The organism is Sulfitobacter sp. F26169L (assembly GCF_026410285.1).
GTDB lineage: Bacteria > Pseudomonadota > Alphaproteobacteria > Rhodobacterales > Rhodobacteraceae > Sulfitobacter.
This window is the reverse complement of sequence record NZ_JAPMLP010000009.1, coordinates 1-20,392: the sequence shown is the minus strand read 5'-3', so window position 1 is coordinate 20,392 and position 20,392 is coordinate 1. Positions and strand designations below refer to the sequence as shown.

18 protein-coding genes are annotated in these 20,392 nt (G+C 54.8%); 12 read left to right on the top strand and 6 right to left on the bottom strand.

Annotation, left to right across the window (positions count from 1 at the left end; translation table 11 throughout):
* Positions 1–37 precede the first annotated feature (37 nt).
* From OS189_RS16120 to OS189_RS16105, 4 genes are all read left to right on the top strand, one after another.
* Positions 38–1,303 carry a molybdopterin molybdotransferase MoeA gene (locus OS189_RS16120; RefSeq protein WP_267168365.1) on the top strand — a complete coding sequence of 422 codons (1,266 nt, stop codon included), beginning with the start codon at positions 38–40 and terminating at the stop codon, positions 1,301–1,303.
* Positions 1,300–1,827: a DUF2478 domain-containing protein gene (locus OS189_RS16115; protein ID WP_267168364.1), complete on the top strand. Its 528-nt coding sequence runs from the start codon at positions 1,300–1,302 to the stop codon at positions 1,825–1,827. Before OS189_RS16120 ends, OS189_RS16115 begins: the two co-directional genes overlap by 4 nt.
* A gap of 94 nt (positions 1,828–1,921) precedes the next feature.
* Entirely contained in the window at positions 1,922–2,359 is a 438-nt protein-coding gene (locus OS189_RS16110) for a pseudoazurin (RefSeq protein ID WP_267168363.1), read from the top strand.
* Positions 2,360–2,373: 14 nt separating this feature from the next.
* Positions 2,374–2,691: a carboxymuconolactone decarboxylase family protein gene (locus tag OS189_RS16105; RefSeq protein ID WP_267168362.1), complete on the top strand. Its 318-nt coding sequence runs from the start codon at positions 2,374–2,376 to the stop codon at positions 2,689–2,691.
* A 53-nt stretch (positions 2,692–2,744) separates the two neighbouring features.
* On the opposite strand, the gene OS189_RS16100 is transcribed toward OS189_RS16105, so the two are convergent.
* The 4 genes from OS189_RS16100 to OS189_RS16085 form a co-directional block, all read right to left on the bottom strand.
* Complete coding sequence (locus OS189_RS16100) at positions 2,745–3,788, bottom strand: PLP-dependent cysteine synthase family protein (protein WP_267168361.1); 1,044 nt, start codon at positions 3,786–3,788, stop codon at positions 2,745–2,747.
* A 94-nt stretch (positions 3,789–3,882) separates the two neighbouring features.
* Complete coding sequence (locus OS189_RS16095; protein ID WP_267168360.1) at positions 3,883–4,182, bottom strand: CcdB family protein; 300 nt, start codon at positions 4,180–4,182, stop codon at positions 3,883–3,885.
* Complete coding sequence (locus tag OS189_RS16090; protein ID WP_267168359.1) at positions 4,182–4,412, bottom strand: type II toxin-antitoxin system CcdA family antitoxin; 231 nt, start codon at positions 4,410–4,412, stop codon at positions 4,182–4,184. Before OS189_RS16090 ends, OS189_RS16095 begins: the two co-directional genes overlap by 1 nt.
* 84 nt (positions 4,413–4,496) lie before the next feature.
* The gene (locus OS189_RS16085) at positions 4,497–5,387 is read right to left on the bottom strand and encodes a LysR family transcriptional regulator (protein WP_267168358.1); all 891 of its coding nucleotides are present in this window, start codon (positions 5,385–5,387) and stop codon (positions 4,497–4,499) included.
* Between the two features lie 146 nt (positions 5,388–5,533).
* Between OS189_RS16085 and OS189_RS16080 the strand changes: the two genes are divergently transcribed.
* The 7 genes from OS189_RS16080 to OS189_RS16050 all read left to right on the top strand — a co-directional run bounded on the left by OS189_RS16080 (position 5,534) and on the right by OS189_RS16050 (position 15,819).
* Positions 5,534–7,282 carry an acyl-CoA dehydrogenase family protein gene (locus OS189_RS16080; protein WP_267168357.1) on the top strand — a complete coding sequence of 583 codons (1,749 nt, stop codon included), beginning with the start codon at positions 5,534–5,536 and terminating at the stop codon, positions 7,280–7,282.
* Complete coding sequence (locus OS189_RS16075; protein ID WP_267168356.1) at positions 7,279–8,481, top strand: CaiB/BaiF CoA transferase family protein; 1,203 nt, start codon at positions 7,279–7,281, stop codon at positions 8,479–8,481. Before OS189_RS16080 ends, OS189_RS16075 begins: the two co-directional genes overlap by 4 nt.
* Before the next feature lie 46 nt (positions 8,482–8,527).
* The gene (locus OS189_RS16070) at positions 8,528–9,661 is read left to right on the top strand and encodes a TAXI family TRAP transporter solute-binding subunit (protein WP_267168355.1); all 1,134 of its coding nucleotides are present in this window, start codon (positions 8,528–8,530) and stop codon (positions 9,659–9,661) included.
* A gap of 70 nt (positions 9,662–9,731) precedes the next feature.
* Positions 9,732–11,651 (top strand): TRAP transporter permease, encoded by a 1,920-nt coding sequence (locus tag OS189_RS16065; protein ID WP_267168354.1) that lies wholly within the window; start codon positions 9,732–9,734, stop codon positions 11,649–11,651.
* A 327-nt stretch (positions 11,652–11,978) separates the two neighbouring features.
* The gene (locus tag OS189_RS16060) at positions 11,979–13,433 is read left to right on the top strand and encodes a catalase (RefSeq protein ID WP_267168353.1); all 1,455 of its coding nucleotides are present in this window, start codon (positions 11,979–11,981) and stop codon (positions 13,431–13,433) included.
* Positions 13,434–13,587: 154 nt separating this feature from the next.
* Positions 13,588–15,204: a GMC family oxidoreductase gene (locus tag OS189_RS16055; RefSeq protein ID WP_267168352.1), complete on the top strand. Its 1,617-nt coding sequence runs from the start codon at positions 13,588–13,590 to the stop codon at positions 15,202–15,204.
* Positions 15,205–15,549: 345 nt separating this feature from the next.
* Entirely contained in the window at positions 15,550–15,819 is a 270-nt protein-coding gene (locus OS189_RS16050; protein WP_267168351.1) for a DUF3253 domain-containing protein, read from the top strand.
* A 748-nt stretch (positions 15,820–16,567) separates the two neighbouring features.
* On the opposite strand, the gene OS189_RS16045 is transcribed toward OS189_RS16050, so the two are convergent.
* On the bottom strand, positions 16,568–16,813 hold the full coding sequence (locus tag OS189_RS16045) for a GlsB/YeaQ/YmgE family stress response membrane protein (protein ID WP_267168423.1): 246 nt from the start codon (positions 16,811–16,813) through the stop codon (positions 16,568–16,570).
* Between the two features lie 489 nt (positions 16,814–17,302).
* Positions 17,303–18,409 carry an alkene reductase gene (locus tag OS189_RS16040; protein ID WP_267168350.1) on the bottom strand — a complete coding sequence of 369 codons (1,107 nt, stop codon included), beginning with the start codon at positions 18,407–18,409 and terminating at the stop codon, positions 17,303–17,305.
* Between the two features lie 288 nt (positions 18,410–18,697).
* On the opposite strand from OS189_RS16040, the gene OS189_RS16035 reads away from it, so the two are divergent.
* Complete coding sequence (locus OS189_RS16035; protein ID WP_267168349.1) at positions 18,698–19,675, top strand: NAD(P)H-dependent flavin oxidoreductase; 978 nt, start codon at positions 18,698–18,700, stop codon at positions 19,673–19,675.
* The last annotated feature ends 717 nt before the right edge of the window (positions 19,676–20,392 follow it).

The following is a 20,392-nucleotide window of genomic DNA, read 5'->3' as shown; positions in this document are numbered from 1 at the left end:
CTCTGTTTCGAAATTTGACAGGACCGGAAATATGCACATGGCACGCGTTGACGCCGGGTGTGGCTGTGACAGCCTTGCACCCTCGACCGGTATGATGGACATTGCCGAGGCGCAGAAACGTGCACTGGCACAGGTGCATCCGATAACCAACTGCCAGTCGGTTTGTGTATCTGATGCTTTGGGCCGCACGATGGCACATACCGTCTACGCAGCCGAGGCGATGCCGTTTTTCGACAATTCCGCGATGGATGGATTTGCCCTGCGCTGCGCTGATCTGGACGGCGGTTGCTGCTTGCCAATTGCGGGCACTGTCGCGGCTGGTGATCTGCCGGGTGTACAGCCAAAAGACGCAGCGTTGCGTATTTTTACAGGCGCGCCGTTGCCTGCCGGTGCTGATGCTGTTGTGATGGTCGAGGCCTGTACTGAAAAGGCCGGAACGGTCCATTTCAATCAATCGCCTGCAATCGGTCAGAACATCCGCCGCGCGGGCAGTGATCAGGCGGCAGGGCAGGGGCTGGTCGCCGCAGGAACGGGCATTGGCGCGCATCACATCGGTCTGTTTGCCGCAAACGGCATTGCGGAAATCGATGTTGTCCGCCGTCCACGTGTCGCTGTCTTTTCAACGGGCGACGAGCTGTGCCGCGGTGTTCGTGCAACCGGCCAGATCCCCGATGCAAACCGCCCGATGCTTTTGGCGCTACTGGCGCAGGCGGGGGCAGAGGCGATTGATCTGGGTATTTTGCCTGATGATGCCACGGCGACCGCTGCGGCATTGCGCGGGATTGGTGATGGTTATGACTTGATCCTGTCGTCGGGCGCGGTTTCGATGGGTGGCAAAGATCACATCCGCGATGCGCTTGCGGCAGCGGGAGGGGAAGTCCACGGCTGGCGTGTGGCGTTGAAGCCCGGCAAGCCTGTGATGTTCGGCAGATTGGGAGGGGCCGCGTTTACGGGTCTTCCAGGCAATCCGTTTGCCGTGCATGTGGGGTTTCACATGTTCGTTCTGCCGCAGATCAATCGCCTGTTGGGCGCACGCATCGAACCGTTTGCGCCCGTTCCTGCCGTTGCCGGATTTAACTGGATCCGCAAGGCAGGCCGCGCCGAAGTGTTTCCTGTGCGCCTTTTGGGGCATGACGATCATGGCCTGCCCGTGTTGCAGCGCCTGGGCCAAAGCGTGTCAGCCACCTTGCTTCCCCTCAGCGATGCGGACGGTCTTGCCATAGTGCCAGCCGATGCCAGCGAAATTCAAACCGGCGCGCCGCTGTTCTGGCGCCCCTTCTGCCGGACAGGAGATATCACATGAGCTTGTCACCCCTTTCAGCAATCCGTTTTGATGATGGCGATATCGACACGTTTCTACACGATATCGCGCAGATACTGGGTGCGCGCGGTCTACAGGTGCGTGGCGCTGTGCAGACCCGTGGTGCCGTCGGCGGTGAATGTCATTGTGCCGATATGGACCTGACGACGCTTGGGTCTAACCGGATTTTCCGCATTTCCCAGCCTCTGGGCAACGGTTCTCACGGGTGCCGCCTGCACCCCGGCGCGCTGGCGGAATGTTCTTCGTTTATCGAAGCGGAACTGGAGCAGGGGGCCGACCTGCTAATCCTCAACCGGTTTGGCCGTGGCGAAAGCGAGGGCCGCGGATTTCGTGATTTGATGGCAAAAGCCATGGCGCTTGACGTGCCCGTTTTGACCGCTGTTCGCCCGACCTATGCACAAAGCTGGAGGGAATTTGGCGCGGATGTGGCGTGTGATTTACCGATGGATCGCGCTGCCGTTCTGCACTGGTTTGCGGCTGTTCAGGAGGCCCGTATAGCCGCCTGAACCTCCCCGAATGTCGCAAATGGCCGCGTATTGCCATGCTGCGTCTTATGTTCGTCACAAACGAAAAAACCTAAATCCTTGAAAGGAAATTGAAATGAAACTTACATCTCTTGCTCTTGCCGCATTGGTTGCGATCGCGCCGCTGTCAGCACTGGCTGAAACCATCGAGGTAAAGATGCTTAACAAAGGCGAAACCGGATCGATGGTATTTGAACCGCGTTTCGTGTCGGCACAGGTTGGCGATACCGTTGTTTTTGTGCCCACCGATAAAAGCCACAATGCTGAATCCATGAAGGATATGCTGCCAGAAGGGCAGGAGGGTTTTAAGGGCAAGATTAACAAGGAAATTTCTGTCGAACTGACCACAGAAGGAATGATTGGCGTGATCTGCAAACCGCACCTTGCCATGGGAATGGTTATGGTAATTCAGGTTGGCGACGCGGAAGCGCCCGAAGGTTTTCTTGACGCGAAGATGCCCAAAAAGGCGAAATCAACCTTTGAGGAGATACTGGCCGAAGGTGCGGCAAGCTGAATAGGGAAGATAAAATGAGCAAAGATTTACCAGGCGCCGCCGGTGACCTCGCCCGAAAATTTCCGTTGATCTGGTCGGCTTATGCCGAACTGGGGGCCGCCACGGCTGATGCAGGCGGGCTGAGCGCGCGCGAGCGTCGCTTGGTCAAGCTGGCCCTTGCAATTGGCGCAGGCTCCGAAGGCGCCGTACATTCGCACACGCGCCGCGGTGTCAGTGAGGGTATAGCGGCGGATGACCTGCATCAGGTTGCATTGTTGGCCATCGGCCCGCTTGGCCTGCCACGTGCAGTCGCTGCGGGAACATGGATATCCGACGTGACCGACGAAGACTAAACCAATCAGGCACCGCTGCTGGTGCAATGGTGCCTGAACCTCTTTGAATTCAGTCAGGTGAAACTGGCGTCCAGTTCATCAGAAAATTTCTGATGATCCCCGATGCATTTACCCACCCATTCAGGGTTGTAGTAGGTGTCCAGGTAACGCTCTCCGCTGTCACACAACAGCGTCACGATAGACCCTGTGCGCCCCTTCGCCACCATCGTCTGTGCAGACTGCAACGCACCCCAAAGGTTTGTGCCCGTGGATGGCCCCGCCTTTCGCCCGATCAGCTTTTCCAGCCACAACATTGTTGCAACGCTTGCGGCATCCGGCACCTGTAGCATGTGGTCAATTACCCCGGGTTGGAAGGAGTGTTCAACCTTGGGGCGGCCGATCCCCTCGATGCGGCTGGATTTGTCAGAGACCAGATTGCAATCACACGTCATGTAGCTGTCATAGAAAACCGAATTCTCGGGATCAACGACCGTCAGTTCGGTATCATATCCCCTATAGCGGATGTAGCGGCCCAATGTGGCCGAGGTGCCGCCGGTTCCCGCGCTCATCACCAGCATTGAAGGGATCGGATGTGGCTCCCTCTCCATCTGGGTAAAGACGCTTTCGGCGATGTTGTTGTTACCGCGCCAGTCTGTCGCGCGTTCTGCGTAGGTGAACTGATCCATAAAATAGCCACTGATTGAACGCGCCAGTTCGACCGATGCATCGTGCATCTGCGGTGCAGAGTCGACGAAGTGGATCTTGCCGCCATAAAATTCAATCAGCTTGATCTTGCTGCGTGCTGTGCTTTTGGGAACAACAGCAATAAAGGGCACGCCAATCATGCGGGCAAAGTATGCTTCGGACACGGCTGTGCTGCCCGATGATGCCTCCACTACGGTGGTGCCCTGCGTGATCTTGCCATTGCATAGCGCGTACAAAAACAACGATCGCGCCAGCCGGTGTTTGAGGCTGCCGGTGGGGTGGGTGCTTTCATCCTTGAGGTAGATATCAACGCCCGCAAGGCGCGGCAGAGGAAGTTTGAACAGATGGGTGTCAGCCGATCTGTGCGCATCTGCATTGATCTTTCCGATTGCGTCAACGACCCAGTTGTTCATCTGGCTCTCCTGTTTTGGCGGTGCGTATTTTTGTTCTGGCAACGGTCTTAGACGAAGGTAATACCTTCCATATGTCGCCTGTTAGTCTCCGGTTCTAAAATCCCTGCATCAGCATGTCGATTGCTGCGGTTATTTTGTCGGATTCATCACTGATGTTTGTAACAGGCTGTCTGAGGATTTGTGCCGGCACCGCTGCGAGAAACTGGGTTACCATGACGACTTCGCGCCCCTCGATTTCGAATATCGGGTTGAGCCTGCTTGCGGGTTCAGGTGCCATAACACGGGGCAAAAGCGGCACGACAACCCGTGTGTTCAGCACGCCCAACAGGTCGGTCTGCACATCCAGAAGAAGGCCGTTACCGGACGGGTTGGGAAATACGTCGCATTTTGCCATTAAAATTGCCGGAACCGGTCAAGGGGCAGCCCGTTCTGTTCGACGTAAGCGTTCGAGCTTTCCAGTGCGCTGGCATTTTCCCTTTGCCACTGCTCCGCTTTGGCTGCGGCAACTGCAGAACGAACCCCTTCTTCTGCGGCGCGTGACAAGTTTATTTTAAGCGATTTCGCTTCGGAAAGCAGCAAACTGTCCAAGGACAGATTTGTCGGTTTGCGTGATTGGGCATTCATGATCGGGCCTCCGTTCTTAACGATGGTATGGCCGTACCGTATGCGTGTCAATCATGCGCATAATCCTTAGGCATATCCTGGGTGTTATACCAAGCCGTTAATCTGCACATAGCGCACAAACGTCTCGGTAAGATCATTACTGCTATTGGCTTGCCAAATCATTTGTACTTCGTGTTCCGCATTGGGTTCTTCGATCTCGATATAGATCACATCGGCCATTGACGAGCGGGACAGGGAGCGCGGCACCAGCGAAATACCCATACCTTGTGCAACCAGTGCGATGACGGTGAACCAGTGCTGTACACGGTAGGGCGAATAGGGTTCCACATCCGCAGCGCGTAAAAGGGCGACGATACGGTCGTGGTAATGGGCGGCAAATTCGCGGGAAAATACCAAAACCTTTTCGCCTGCCATTTCGGATATTGAAATCCGGCTGCGTCCGGCCAGACGATGCTGGCGCGGCACACAACACATCAGCCGTTCTGTTTCGATAGTATGAGACTGCAATTCGGGCGGTAGCGGAACAGCGTGAATGAATCCCACATCCGCCTTGCCTTGCAGCAAACTTTCGATTTGCCGGTTGGTGTTCATCTCGTGCAGGTCCAGACCGGCGGTGGGATAGGATTCTTCAAAGTTGCGCAGGGTGCGAGGTAGATTGCGAAATAGCATAGAGGGCACAAAGTGTACGGAGAGCGTACCGGCGACCCCCTTTGCCTGCTGTTCTGCAAGCGAGCGCGCCGCATCAAGCTGACCCAGAATCCGCGTACAGTGATCTGCAAAAACGGCGCCTGCAGAGGTAAGCCTGACCCCCCGCTTATCGCGGTGAAGAAGTCGAAAGCCCAAATTCTCTTCTAATTGTTTGATGCTGGTACTCAGCGGCGGCTGGGAAATGTTCAGCCGCTTTGCCGCGCGGCCAAAGTGTAACTCTTTGCTGAGCACAAGAAATTGCTGAAGCTGGCGGAATGTAATGGCCATAAATGCTCCTGTGATAGCCTTTTCGCTATCGCAGAATACTGTAATGGTATTGGAAATGGAATTGCCTTTGCGTCACCCTTCCCGAAATGCTGCCGTGCCGATGATTCATTATCCGGCTGATGAACTACTTTTCGAGAGGAACCGTCATGACACCGCTTATCCATAAAAACATTCCTGACAGTGCCGGAATGAACGCCTACGCCACAGATATCGCTTTGCAGGATCTCGCATGGTTGTATCTGGACAAAGATGTACAGGCCCGCCTGCTTCCGGAGCTGGACCGCATGGGGGATCTTGTCGGGCGACATTTGGAAACGCTGGCGCTGACAGCAGATAAAAACCCGCCGACCCTGCAAATTCGCGCCCGTAACGGCGCTGATCTAGAAGTAATTCACAAGCACCCCTCCTATGTCGAGCTTGAGCGTTACGCCTTTGGTGAATTTGGCCTTGCCGCAATGTCACACCGTGGTGGCGTGTTCGGTGCGGACGCGAAACTGCCCCCAATGATCAAGTACGCATTAGTCTATCTGTTTGTGCAGGCTGAATTCGGCCTTTGTTGCCCACTGTCGATGACAGACTCTTTGACGCGTACACTGGTGAAATTCGGCTCCAAAGAACTGATCGACGAATACTTCGAACGCCTGACGAGTCAGGACATGGATGAGCTTTTCCAAGGCTCGATGTTTATGACGGAACAAGTCGCCGGATCAGACGTGGGCGCGATTGAAACAACTGCAAAGCTGGTTGACGGTGAATGGAAGCTGACGGGCGACAAGTGGTTCTGCTCAAACCCTGACGCCGCACTTGGCATGGTTCTGGCGCGTCCCGAGGGGGGCGCACCGGGCACGGGTGGCCTGTCGTTGTTCCTGCTGCCGCGTGTTCTGCCTGATGGCACCAAAAATAACTATCGCATCCTGCGCCTGAAGGAAAAGATGGGCACCAAATCAATGGCCAGCGGTGAAATCGTGATGGAGGGTGCTACCGCATACCTTGTGGGTGATCCGGGGCAGGGGTTCAAACAGATGACGGATATGATCAACATGTCTCGTCTGGCCAATGGCGTGCGCTCTGCCGGAATGATGCGACGCGCGGTGTCTGAGGCGCTGTTTATCTCCAAAAACCGCACTGCCTTCGGCAAGCGTTTGATTGATCTGCCGTTGATGCGCCGCCAGCTGATGAAGATGATGGTCACCGCCGAGCAGGGGCGCTCGATGGTGTTCCACACAGCGCAGGTTTTGCAGGCCGCTGATGCGGGTGATGCGGAAATGGCCAAGGTGCTGCGTATCCTGACACCCTTGATCAAGTTCCGAACCTGTCGCGACGCACGCAAAGTCGCGGGTGACGGCATGGAAGTACGTGGCGGCTGTGGTTATATTGAAGAGTGGTCTGATGCTCGGGTGCTGCGCGACTCGCACCTTGGGTCGATCTGGGAAGGCACCAGCAACATCGTAGCGCTGGATGTGACCCGCGCCGTGCGCCGTGCCGGATCGCTGGATGCGTTGCGCACCTATGTCGGACGGTTGCTGGCAGACGTTGACGCTAAAGGCGACGATACCAAAACTGTCGCCGAGATGTTCAATCGCGCCACCGATTTGCTGGAAACCGTTGCAAATGATCGCGCTCTTGAAGTTGACGTGCGTGTTGCGGCCTCAGCCGTTTATAACGCAACCTCGGCGGCAGTGATGATTTGGGAAGATGCGCAACTGGCCGGTAGGTCAGGGTACAGCGGTGATCGCAAAGCGCTGGCAAATGCGGTTATCGCCCATAAGCTGCGCACACGCGATCCACTGGCAAAGACCGATGCAGAGGGCGAAACAGAGGCCGATATCGCAGCGCTTCTGGACCGTGCTCTTGCCGATAATGGTGAGACAACGCATAAGGTTGCAGCACAATGAGCACTGCAAACACCGGTGCGTTGAAGGGCCTGAAGGTCATCGACTTGTCTCGCGTTCTGGGGGGGCCGTTTGCGGGGCAGATACTGGGTGACCACGGCGCGGATGTGATAAAGATTGAACCTCCCATGGGCGATGAAACACGCGCATGGGGGCCACCATTCCATGAAGACACCGCCTCGTATTTTATCGGGATCAACCGCAACAAACGCGCGCTTGCGCTTGATCTGCGCCATGAAGACGGCCAGCAGGTTTTGATGCGCCTGCTTGAAGATGCCGACGTCCTGCTGGAGAATTTCAAAACAGGCACCTTGGAAAAATGGGGCATCGGGTATGATACCTTATCTGTGCGGTTTCCAAAGCTGATCCATTGCAGGGTTAGCGGCTTTGGTGCGGATGGGCCGTTGGGCGGCATGCCGGGTTACGATGCAATTCTTCAGGCCATGGGCGGTTTAATGAGCGTGAATGGCACTGAAGAAACCGGCCCTACGCGAGTGGGTTTGCCTGTTGTGGATATGGTGACAGGGTTGAATGCGGTTCAGGGCATTTTGTTGGCACTGCATCACCGCAGCACCTCTGGTAAGGGCCAGTTCGTCGAGGCAGCATTGTTCGACAGCGCATTGTCGCTGCTGCATCCCCATGCGGCAAACTATACAATGTCGGGGAATCTGCCCCGTAGAACAGGCAACGATCACCCCAATATCTCGCCTTATTCTACATACGCCACGCGGGATCGCCCGATTTATCTGTCAGTTGGCAACGACCGGCAGTTTGCCCGTTTATGCGAGGTGATCGGGGCGCCCGACATAGCGTCCGATCCACTCTTTGTTTCTAACGGGTTGCGGGTCAAAAACCGGACAGAGCTGCGCGGCGCACTTGAAGCCGTACTTGCAGGTTTTGACGGGGCCGATCTGGCTGACAGACTGATCACCGCAGGCGTGCCGGCTGGTCCGGTGTTGGACGTGGGTGAGGCGTTGGCGCATCCGCATACTGCGCATCGTGAAATGACCGTCAGTATAGACGAGTATCGCGGCCTTGGCGCGCCGGTAAAGGCAACTGCAACGCCAGCTAGCTTTCGGCGCAAGCCCCCGAAGTTTGCACAGCACCGGAGTGAAATTTTGGCTGAGGCGGGATTTTCTGAAGTGGAAATTGCGAAACTCACCGCGGACGGAATCACACCTGACAAGGGCGGCGGCACCTAACGATAAATTGCAGCAATAAATCAAGAAACCTAACGGAGGACACCCAATGACTTTCAAATTTACCGCTACCCTTGGTGCGGCCGCTTTGGCGGTAGCCGCAGCATTCCCCGCCGCTGCTCAAGACGTCGAACTGCCGCGTTCAATGCTTTGGTCCACTTACGATGTCGGCTCTAGTGGTTATGCCGAAGCATCTGCGATTGCTGATGCTTTTGGCAAGGAGTTCGGAACACGCGTGCGGATTACGCCATCGGGTACGTCCATCGGTCGCCTTCTCCCCCTTAAAACGGGCCGCGTGCAATACGGCTGGCTGGCCAACGAGGTCTATTTTGCGACCGAGGCGCTGTATGATTTTGAAGCGCAGGAATGGGGGCCGCAAGATTTGCGCATTGTTGCCGGTCGTCCGTCAACTTTTGGTATGGCCATCGCAACAGACAGCGGCATCAAAACGATTGCGGATATTCGCGGCAAGCGGGTGCCACGGATCAAAGCCAATCCATCAATCAACATCAAGGTCGAAGCGATGCTGGCGTTTGCCGGATTGACGTGGGATGATGTTGAGGTTGTTGAAGTGCCTTCATACGGTGCGGCCTTGCGCGCAGTTGTCGATGGTCAGGCAGATGTAGCAGGCACGACTCCCACTGCGGCAACCCTGTACGAGCTTGAAGGCTCTTCACGTGGGCTTAGCTGGGCGCCGCTAAATAAGGATAATACCGAAGGCTGGGACGCGATTACCAAAGTCGCAAGCTTTTTCGCTCCTACTACCGCTACCAGCGGTGCAGGCATCTCCGAAGAAAATCCTGCCGAGATTTTTGCCGTACGCTATCCGATGGTTACTGTTTACGCCGAAGCGGACGAGACCGAGGTGTATAACTTTATCAAAGCGCTGGACACGTCATTTGATATTTACAAAGACGCAACATCAGCGATGCCCAACTGGGCGACAGATAAGTCCGGCACAACTCCGCAGGATGCACCATTCCACCCTGGTGCTATAAAATACCTGAAAGAAATCGGCGTCTGGTCCGAAAATGATCAGAAATGGCATACTGAGCGCCTTGAACGGATGCAAAAAGTTCAGGCTGCGTGGGAAGAAGCCACTGAGGCGGCATTTGACCAGAACGTGTCTGCAAAAGACTGGCCTGCCTTCTGGGCAGATCACCGCGCAAAGTCCTTGAAATAATTTTGTGATACTTGTCCCTGCCCGCGATTTTGCGGGTGGGGGCTGACTGTTTTTGGCAAGGGTTTTTGCAATGTCTGATTCAAAAGAAGCTATCCCCGACAGGTTGAACGGTCCGGCCCGTGTTGTTGTCGGCATACTCGGTGCGGTCGGGCTAGTTGGCATTGTTTTGCAAACCTTTAACATCGAGCTGCTGGGCCTTTTTCCGCTGTTGTCGAACCGATATTATTATCTGCTCATCGCGTTATTCCTCGCGACATCCTTCCTTTTACTTCCCGCCCGTGCGGACAGCGCCGTGGTACGCGTCAGCCCGTTTGACTGGTTGTTTTCTGCGCTGTCGTTGGGGGCAGGCATTTATCTAGCAGTAAATGCTGAAAATATTATCACTCAAGGCTGGGATGTAGTTGCGCCCACCGTGCCTGCGGTGGTGTCTGTCATCATGGTACTGCTTGCACTTGAGGCGCTTCGGCGCTCCGGTGGGCTACTTTTGTTGATTATCTGTACGTTTTTTGCGGCCTATCCGCTGTTCGCGGAATACATGCCCGGTTTTTTGTGGGGTCCGGCGCTTACCCTTCCTGAAACTGCTGCGGCGCATGTTATGGGCATGGAAAGCCTTATCGGCATCCCTCTCAGAGTTGTTGCGGATACGCTCGTCGGCTTTATCATCTTTGGTGCAGTGCTGAACGCAATTGGCGGGGCACGTTTCTTTATGGAGCTGTCGATGGCCTTGATGGGCCGCCGCCGTGGTGGGTCGGCCAAGGTGGCAATTATGTCCAGCGCCCTGTTCGGCTCGCTTTCAGGTTCGGTCATCTCAAATGTTCTGTCCACCGGACGTATGACAATTTCGGCGATGAAAAAAGCAGGTTATCCCGCGCGATATGCTGGTGCAGTTGAGGCCTGTGCATCCACTGGCGGCACTTTGATGCCGCCTGTTATGGGCGCGGTCGCGTTTATTATGGCTTCATTTCTTGACGTTTCGTATACCACAATCATTGTCGCTGCGATTGTGCCGTCGGCGCTGTATTATCTGGCTCTGCTTCTACAAGTTGATCTGTTTGCTGCGCGCAATAACATTACAACACCGCTCGATCAGGAAATTCCGGTTCTGGGTGTGGTGGTTTCGCAAGGCTGGCATCATCTGATGTCACTGGTTGCGTTGGTGGTATTGTTGTTTGTGATCAGTCCCGCACGCGCGGCTTATTATGCTACGGCGTTGATGTTGTTGCTCTCGTTGGTGCGGTACCGCGAAATACCCGCGCTGGACGCAGCGCGCAAGCTGGTGGAGGGGGTGACCAAGGATATCGCCTATCTTATCGCCACGTTGTGCGGTGTCGGGCTTGTGGTTGGATCGCTGGCAATCACCGGTGTAGGGGGCGCATTTTCCCGCGAACTGGTCCAGTACGGGGGGCAAAGCACATTCCTGCTGCTGGTCCTTGGCGCGATCACCAGCTTTGTCTTGGGCATGGGCATGACAGTTTCGGCTTGCTACATTTTCCTTGCAACCATTTTAGCGCCAGCATTGGTCAAGCTGGGTCTGTCGCCCATCGGTTCCCACCTTTTCGTGCTGTACTGGGGGATGCTGTCATACATCACGCCGCCGGTCGCGCTTGCATCCATTACAGCAGCGCAGATTTCAGGTGCGAAGGGCATGGCTACCGGCTTTACTTCTATGCGGTTGGGGATAGCGTTGTTCATCCTTCCGTTTGTCTTTGTGTATGAACCTGCGCTGCTGCTTCAGGGCGGTGACATCGTTGCAATCGTGCTGGCAGTTACTACCGCAATACTTGCACTGGTCGCGCTATCGTGCTCGCTTGAAGGTTATCTTTACAAAGTTGGCAGAATAAATCTGATCGAACGTGTGATTGTAGGAACGGGAGCTTTAGGCCTGATGGTGCCAGACCGCTCGTTCGAATTGGCGGGATTGTGTATCGTTGCGGTAGGCGCGGGCGTTTCCTTGATAAGACTTCGATCAGCGACGTCGGTCGGAGGATAGAGCATTCTCATCGCACGCTGTGAGAAGCGATCAAATCGCGATGACTTCATGGGTATGGACACACCGATAGATGGGATTGCAACAATAGTGACCTGAAATCCGTTCCTTTTTGGTTGGTGATCTTCATTTGTAGGGTGCTGGCTGCTTTGCTGTCGCCGGTTGAAAGATCCGGGAACATGGCTAGTATCCAGAGCTAACCGGAAAGGAAGTCTCGCATCCCAGCGATTCATCCGATGATTGCGGAAAACGCTGCGGTCAGCCCGCGCGAAATCGATGGCGGTTACGACACGACATTTCTGCGCAGAGAATTACAGAGGAGTACTGACTATGACTAAGGATAAGGGAAAGTTTACCACAACTGATGGTGGCGCACCTGTCGCCAGCGATGAACACTCGCTTACCATCGGGCCCGACGGGCCGATCCTGTTGCATGATCACTATCTGATTGAACAGATGGCGCAGTTTAACCGCGAGCGTATCCCCGAGCGCCAGCCCCACGCGAAAGGCGGCGGTGCATTCGGTCATTTCGAAGTAACTCAGGATGTCAGCAAATACACCCGCGCTGCCGTCTTCCAGCCCGGCACCAAGACCGATATTTTGATCCGCTTTTCAACTGTGGCAGGCGAAAGCGGTAGCCCGGACACATGGCGCGACCCGCGCGGTTTCTCGCTGAAATTCTACACGACCGAGGGCAACTACGACATGGTCGGGAACAACACACCAGTGTTTTTCATTCGCGACCCGATGAAGTTCCAGCATTTCATCCGCTCGCAGAAACGCCGCGCGGACAGCGGATTGCGCGACCATGATATGCAGTGGGATTTCTGGACACTTTCACCAGAGTCCGCGCATCAGGTCACGTGGTTGATGGGGGATCGTGGCATCCCGAAAACGTGGCGCCATATGGACGGGTTTTCCAGTCACACCTATAGCTGGGCCAACGCCGATGGCGAAAAATTCTGGGTCAAGTATCACTTCAAGACAGATCAGGGTAACGATTTTCTGACACAGGCCGAAGCGGACAAGCTGGCCGGTGAAGATGGTGATTATCACCGCCGCGATCTGTTCAACTCCATCAAGGAGGGGAACTTCCCCACATGGACCTTGCACATGCAGGTGATGCCGTTCGAGGAGGCCAAGACATATCGCTTCAACCCGTTTGACCTGACCAAAGTCTGGCCTCATGCCGATTATCCGCTGATCGAGGTGGGCAGACTGACACTGGATCGCAACCCGACCGATTTCCACACCCAGATCGAACAGGCCGCTTTTGCGCCTGACAGCTTGGTACGCGGCATTGGCCTGAGCCCGGACAAAATGCTTCTGGGGCGCAGTTTTTCCTATTCCGATGCGCACCGCGCTCGGCTGGGCGCAAACTTTGCCCAGATCCCGGTAAACCGCCCGATCGCCCCGGTGCACAGCTACAGCAAGGACGGCGCAATGCGTGTCGATAACGTCAGCGATCCGGTGTACGCGCCCAACTCTTACGGCGGGCCGCACGCCGATCCGTCGCTGACCGATGATGCGGGGAAATGGCACGCTGACGGAGACATGGTACGCGCCGCCTATACGCTGCGCGAGGATGATGATGATTGGGGGCAGGCGGGTACGCTGGTGCGCGATGTCCTTGATGACGGCGAACGGGACCGTCTGGTCAGCAACGTTGTCGGTCACCTTAAGGGCGGTGTGTCCGAGCCGATCCTGAAACGTGCATTTGAATACTGGCGTAACGTCGACAAGACGCTGGGTGATCGCATCGAAAGAGGCGTGCGCGAAAGCTGATCCATGAAACCGGCCGCCCCTTGACAAAGGGGCGTTCCGGCGGGGCAGGGGGGCCAATTGGCGCATCCGGGAAAATTACCCCCTGACCTTACGGTACTGGCGTTCTATGTTGATCGCGACATCACGCGGATTCGCGGCTTCTGGAGCATTTTCAATGACACATACCGAGACGCTGGTCGGCAGCTATGACTATATTATTGTCGGTGCCGGCACGGCGGGGTGTGTTCTGGCCAACCGGCTGAGCGCCGATCCGAAAACCCGTGTTCTGCTGTTGGAAGCGGGGCAGAAGGACAATTATCACTGGGTGAAAATTCCTGTTGGATACCTGTACTGCATCGGCAATCCGCGCACCGACTGGATGATGAAAACCGCCCCCGAAGCGGGGCTGAACGGGCGTGCGCTGGTCTATCCGCGCGGCAAGGTTCTGGGCGGGTGTTCGTCGGTAAACGGCATGATCTATATGCGCGGGCAGGCGGCGGATTACGATCACTGGCGCCAGCTCGGCAACACTGGATGGGGCTGGGACGATGTGCTGCCGTATTTCCTGAAATCGGAGGATCACCACGGCGGCAAAACCGGTCTGCACAGTGCGGGCGGCGAATGGAAGGTCAGCAAGCAGAAACTCAGCTGGGACATCCTGAAAGCGGTTCAGGAGGGCGCAAAAGAATTCGGAATTCATCCGCGCGATGATTTCAACGATGGCAATAACGAGGGATCGGGGTTTTTCGAGGTTAACCAGAAAAACGGTGTGCGGTGGAGCACGGCGCGCGGGTTTTTACGCCCTGCGATGAAACGCCCGAACCTGCGGGTTCTGACACAGGCCCATACCGAAAGCCTGATCCTTGAGGGTAAAAAGGTGGTTGGCGTGCGGTTTGCCAAAGACGGCAAAATCTGTGAGGCGCGGTGCAGCGCTGAGGTGCTGTTAGCGGCCGGTGCCATCAACTCGCCCAAAATTCTTGAGATGTCGGGAATCGGCCAGCCGGATGTGATTGCCGGTCTGGGCGTTACGCCACAGCACGACAGTCCCGGCGTGGGTGAAAACCTGCAAGACCATCTGCAAATCCGCACGGTGTATAAAGTGCGCAACGCCAAGACGCTGAACACAATGGCAAATTCAATGACGGGCAAGGCGCGGATGGGTCTGGAATATTTGCTGAAACAAAGCGGCCCACTGTCCATGGCGCCCAGCCAGTTTGGCATGTTCAGCAAATCCGACCCTTCGCTTGAAACGCCGGACCTTGAATACCACGTACAGCCGCTGTCGACCGACAAGCTGGGTGATCCGCTGCACCCATTCCCTGCAATTACGGTGTCGGTGTGTAATCTTCGCCCCGAAAGCATTGGATCAACCCACGCGCAGTCGGCGGATCATTACGAACAGCCCGACATCAGGCTAAATTATCTGTCTGCACAGAATGACAAACGCGTTGCGGTTGAATCCATCCGGCAGGCGCGCCGGATCATGACCGCCAAAGCACTGCAACCGCACGCGCCCGAGGAGATCCTTCCCGGACCGGCGCACACGAGCGACGAAGATCTTCTTGAACAGGCTGGCAATATCGCCACAACCATCTTTCACCCGGTCGGAACGTGCAAAATGGGCAGCGACCCGATGTCGGTCGTGGGCGTGGATTTAAAAGTGCACGGGCTGACCGGCCTGCGGGTTATCGATGCCTCGATCATGCCGAAAATTGTGTCGGGCAATACAGCCTCTCCGGTGGTGATGATCGCCGAGAAAGCTGCCGACATGATCCTGAAAACAGCGCGGTAGGTCGATTGCATGAACTGTTTGCCGTTATGGCATACTCTCTGCTCCGGCCATATGGTTCAGCGCGATCTTACGTCGCGAAAAGTTAACATAATTTACCTTATAAATTGCAAATTCTGAAGTAGGTGAACGCAATATTAGAAGAGCAGGAGCTATTTGTCGAATGGCATGAAGCTGGAAAGAATAACCAATGTAACTATGGATAACGCCCAGATCTGAAACTGCTATTTGAATGGAGGCTAGTGCGCTGGACTGGATTAAACACTGGGCAAACATTGAGACTGTCAAAACTGACATACCCCACGGCTCACCGATTTTTTTTGAGACATCTATGCAAGCACTACCGCTATGAAACAAATAGATAAAATCGACAATGCCATCTTGAAACTTGCCGCCGAGCGGGGAATGGGCAAAACAATTTGCCCGTCAGAAGTTGCGCGTCATGTTGGGGGACGTGATGAAGCCGATTGGCGTCCATTGATGGATCAAGTCAAAGAGCGCGCAATCAAGCTTGCGAGGAGTGGCAAGATAATGATTAAAAAAGGAGGTCAGATTATTGATTTCGATGACTTCCATGGCATCTATCGCATTACAGTTAGCGAAAAGGATCAAGTGTAGCGGAGGTTGTCACTGCAGCACTTGTCGCAGACGTCTCTTGACCCCGGGGTCGACCTGCAATATTATTCCGCAAGCTTTGCCTGTAGTTGTCGGTTAGGGATATGAAGACCGTACCATGTTCGAATTTGCGTGGCGTAGAGCGTCCTGGGATGGATTTGCCATTCTTCGTTATATATATCTAAACAGAATTGAAATCTTGCCGCTACAATAGCAGTTCTTGCAGCCGAAATGGCCGCTACTTTCAGTTCTACTTGATTTATTTCGCGAGGGTGAAGATCGGCAGACGGGATCCAATTAGCACTTTGTAGGAGGTTTTCAAAACCTCTAAGATCGACGCCATCCCATAGTTCAGCGGTCCCTGAAAGCTCGGTGCAGCACTCAGATGCACTTTTCGCCGCGAAGCTCTGTCAAAACAATGCGGATCTTTTCCCCGGCTGAGTAAGTCTGCCATGTCCTACGGCGGATGTTCCTAACCACCTTCTCGGCGGCCTACGTCGATGTTTGTGGTCTCGATCTCCTGATTGATGACATGAACCAGAAATCACCCACAGTCCAAATCCCTAAATATGTCCTACGGGTGCTGATGTCAGACAAGCATCACGCGCAACTACGGACCGCATGCACAGTGATCCACGGCGGAGAGCAGCAACATTATCACTGATGGAAGGTGTTTGTATCAGCACCGGTTACTTTCATACCGTGGAATCGGCAATCGGAAGCAGTAACCGTCACAACTCCATTTAAATGGCTACCGTTTGATTGCTCGCCACCCTGCAATCAAGACGCAAGCCCCAACCAGTCCAACAACCAATTGCGCAAGCCAGCTTTTCTCAGCATAAATACCCAACGCACCCAAGATCAAATTCAACACAACTGCGCCAATGATCCCGAGCCCGATATTAGCGAACAAGCCAGTATCGACTTTCATTATCATACTGGCAATCCACCCCGCCAGACCGCCAATGATAATCGCACCAATCAATCCAATTCCCACGTCGTATCCTTCCAATCTAAGCTTACGCATGCAGAACATACTTATCGCAATTTGCGGTTGCTTCAAGCTTTGCCCAGAGTATACGCGTTGCGCGGGTAGCCTGCTTCCTTCGATGTTTTAGGCCGTCAGGTCAAACATATCACCGCCGATGCGCAAGTTGATCTCGTCCTGAACATCCCGATCTATCAAAGCCCACACGATCTGGCCGATCGGGCGATAGATCACGAACGGTTCCTCAATAATGTCAACGCCAGCGTCTGGTGTTGACGTTGTGTTGTTGCCAAACCCGAGCGTCGCGCAATCTCGCGTATTGGCATTTTGTCACGCAATGACCAGCGTCGAATAACGCTCAAAAAATCCTGTATGGATCGGCATCGTGCCAGAGAGAGTATTTAATAGAACCAACTCTTTGGAACTCACGGAAAGCGGTACGCAATCGTGTTTAATGTGCCGGTTCGCGACTGAAGTGCATGATCTTGAACACGGCTTTCAAGTTTCTTCATGCGCCATTTTCTTAAGGAAAGGATAATCAATATAGCCTTCCGCACCGCCGCCGTAAAAGCGACGCTTGTCAGCATCATTCAAAGACGCGCCGCGACGGAATCTTTCTGGCAAATCAGGGTTGGCGATAAACGGTCGGCCAAACGTAATAGCATCCGCGTGCCCTGCCCCAATGGCATCCGAAGCTTTTTTCGCATCATAATCGCCATTTCCGAAATAGGTCCCATCAAACCGTGCGCGCAGGCGCTTTAACATGGCGCGGTCGGCGTCAGTTGCATTGTTCCCGTAAAAACCTTCCACAAAATGGAGATATGCGAGGCCACGCTGCGATAGCATGTCGACAACAGCGCCGAAAAGTGTTTCTGGATCGCTGTCCGAAATGTCATTGGCCTGACCCAGCGGCGACAGACGCACACCCACACGAGAAGCGCCATAGACATCCGCAACGCGCACTACCACTTCCCGTAACAGACGCATGCGGTTTTCCGCAGATCCGCCATATTCATCCTCGCGCCGATTTACGCCGTCCTGAAGAAACTGGTCAAGAAGATAGCCATTTGCGCCGTGGATTTCGACGCCATCAAATCCGGCCTGCTTTGCGAACTGCGCAGCTGTGGCGTAGCCATCCAGTGTGCGCGCGATATCGTCTTTACCAATCGCCACCGGCTCCGAACAGTCCTCAAATCCGTTTTCTGTAAAGGTCTTGGTATTGGCGCGTATCGCGCTGGAAGACAGCGGCTGTGCGCCATGAGGAAGAAGGGAAACATGACTGATGCGCCCAACATGCCACAGTTGCAGGGCAATCCTTCCACCAGCTGCATGAACAGTTTCAACTATCCGCGCCCACGCATCGGCCTGCTTTTGCGTATAGATCCCAGGGGTGTCGAGATATCCCTTCCCCATTTCGCTAATTTGTGTGGCTTCACTGATGATCAGGCCCGCACTGGCCCGCTGGGCGTAATAGGTTGCCGCCATCGCGCAAGGCGTGCCGTCACCGTGCGCACGGTTGCGGGTGAGGGGCGCCATTACTACGCGATTGGGAAGCTCCAGATCGCCGGCTTTCAAGGGGTTGAAGAGGATTGAGGTGTCGGTCATGGCTGGGCTCTTTCATTTCAGGCGTGTGGAATTTAATCCGCTGATGGGCATTGCGCAATTCCTGCGCAGACCGTCCCGTTTATCACGAGTGCTGGTCGATGATATGCTGTTCCGGAGGCTCTTGTGGGCCAAAACCCGCAACATACCAACGCACGGCAGTAATTTTGCGCCTAAGTTGGTTAATAAACATGTGGCACATCAAAAAAACTCACTATACGATTAATTAAACTATAAATCAGGTACGCGAAACTGCAATGCTTCGAGCAAAATAACTTGGGAGATACTTTAATGGCATTACACACACGGATCACCGAAATGCTCGGGATCGAGCACCCAATCGTTCAGGGCGGAATGATGTGGGTTGGCACGGCTGAACTCGTTGCGGCAGTATCCAATGCTGGCGGGCTTGGTCTTCTGACAGCGTTGACACAGCCGACCCCGGAAGCGCTTGTCGCCGAAATTAAGCGATGCCGCGAGATGACGGACAAACCGTTCGGGGTTAATTTGACCATTCTCCCATCTGTCACCCCTCCCCCCTATGCAGAATACAGGCGCGCGATTATCGAAAGCGGGATCACGATTGTGGAAACTGCTGGTGGACGCCCGCAGGAGCATATCGACGACTTCAAAGCCAATGGAATAACGATACTGCACAAATGCACCTCGGTGCGTCACGCGCTGTCAGCACAGCGTATGGGTGCCGATATCATTTCGATCGATGGATTTGAGTGTGCGGGCCACCCCGGAGAAGACGACGTTCCCGGACTGGTGTTAATTCCAGCGGCGGCGGATCAGGTGACAGTGCCGATGCTCGCGTCGGGCGGGTTCGGGGATGGTCGCGGTCTTGCGGCTGCGATGGCGTTGGGGGCCGAAGGTATCAACATGGGCACCCGGTTTTGCGCCACGCAAGAGGCCCCGATTCACGACACGGTAAAACAGTTTCTTGTAAAGAACGGCGAGCGGGACACGAACCTGATTTTCAGAGGTTTCAATAACACTGGTCGTGTCGCGAAAAACTCGGTTTCCGATATGGTGGTTGAGATCGCTTCAAAACCGGGCGCTACCTTTGCAGATGTTCAGCCCTATGTTTCGGGCGCAAAAGGTCGCAACGCACTGGCAAGCGGGGATCTGGATGCCGGTCTGATCTGGGCCGGTCAAGTACAAGGGCTGATTAATGACGTTCCGAGTTGTGCGGATCTTATCGGCCGTATTGTGACCGATGCAGAAGAGATTATTTCCAAACGACTGGCCGGCCTTCTGCGATGAATGCGATATGTGCGTCGGTCCGGTTTTGCCGAAGACCCCGAGGCTGCCACAGACGGGATGATTTACGTCAATCTGGGCGCTATTTTTCAGCGCTCAGCTTGCGGCTGACACCATATGAGAACGGCCGTAAAGGGTCTTGACGCCCGCAGATGTGGCGTGGGCCGGCGCGCAAACAATCAAAAAGACACGGTTCAAAGTTCCAATTTCAAGCGGTATCAGTCCGTTGGCTCGTTTTGTCAGGCTTTCGCTGGAGTGGGTTTGAGGAACCATCTTGCGGAGGTTTGCCGCTGATGAGGTCGCCGCGTCCTAAAACACAATTTCTGGCGCGGCTTGCGAAGGCGGTATCGCACTTCGATGCGGTAAAAATGCATTCACATTGTGACAGCCTCCGGTCATGGATGCAGTTATGAAATGAAGTTTGACGCGAGGTGTGGCGGAACGCAAAGTTACGCAAGGAGCGCAACAAGCCCGTTTTTTCCGGATGTGAAGTCACTTCTGTCAGTTACCGCATCTTGGGCCTGCTTCAACACAGCACCAGCGTTGGTAAAAGCAGGTCACCTAACTCACCAGTTAACTTCATGCACTATGACCGCATATAAGGAACTTTTTCATCACGCGATACGTTGCGTTTCCAAGATTAGTTTACCAAATTTTGGAGAAATTTATGACCGGTCAGATCACCACCATCAATCCTGCGACAGAAGAGCAGCTGGAAAC

Coding starts and splice junctions, on each gene's coding strand:
- OS189_RS16120 (WP_267168365.1), top strand. CDS start 38: ATGGCACGCGTTGACGCCGGGTGTGGCTGTGACAGCCTTGCACCCTCG.
- OS189_RS16115 (WP_267168364.1), top strand. CDS start 1,300: ATGAGCTTGTCACCCCTTTCAGCAATCCGTTTTGATGATGGCGATATC.
- OS189_RS16110 (WP_267168363.1), top strand. CDS start 1,922: ATGAAACTTACATCTCTTGCTCTTGCCGCATTGGTTGCGATCGCGCCG.
- OS189_RS16105 (WP_267168362.1), top strand. CDS start 2,374: ATGAGCAAAGATTTACCAGGCGCCGCCGGTGACCTCGCCCGAAAATTT.
- OS189_RS16100 (WP_267168361.1), bottom strand. CDS start 3,788: ATGAACAACTGGGTCGTTGACGCAATCGGAAAGATCAATGCAGATGCG.
- OS189_RS16095 (WP_267168360.1), bottom strand. CDS start 4,182: ATGGCAAAATGCGACGTATTTCCCAACCCGTCCGGTAACGGCCTTCTT.
- OS189_RS16090 (WP_267168359.1), bottom strand. CDS start 4,412: ATGAATGCCCAATCACGCAAACCGACAAATCTGTCCTTGGACAGTTTG.
- OS189_RS16085 (WP_267168358.1), bottom strand. CDS start 5,387: ATGGCCATTACATTCCGCCAGCTTCAGCAATTTCTTGTGCTCAGCAAA.
- OS189_RS16080 (WP_267168357.1), top strand. CDS start 5,534: ATGACACCGCTTATCCATAAAAACATTCCTGACAGTGCCGGAATGAAC.
- OS189_RS16075 (WP_267168356.1), top strand. CDS start 7,279: ATGAGCACTGCAAACACCGGTGCGTTGAAGGGCCTGAAGGTCATCGAC.
- OS189_RS16070 (WP_267168355.1), top strand. CDS start 8,528: ATGACTTTCAAATTTACCGCTACCCTTGGTGCGGCCGCTTTGGCGGTA.
- OS189_RS16065 (WP_267168354.1), top strand. CDS start 9,732: ATGTCTGATTCAAAAGAAGCTATCCCCGACAGGTTGAACGGTCCGGCC.
- OS189_RS16060 (WP_267168353.1), top strand. CDS start 11,979: ATGACTAAGGATAAGGGAAAGTTTACCACAACTGATGGTGGCGCACCT.
- OS189_RS16055 (WP_267168352.1), top strand. CDS start 13,588: ATGACACATACCGAGACGCTGGTCGGCAGCTATGACTATATTATTGTC.
- OS189_RS16050 (WP_267168351.1), top strand. CDS start 15,550: ATGAAACAAATAGATAAAATCGACAATGCCATCTTGAAACTTGCCGCC.
- OS189_RS16040 (WP_267168350.1), bottom strand. CDS start 18,409: ATGACCGACACCTCAATCCTCTTCAACCCCTTGAAAGCCGGCGATCTG.
- OS189_RS16035 (WP_267168349.1), top strand. CDS start 18,698: ATGGCATTACACACACGGATCACCGAAATGCTCGGGATCGAGCACCCA.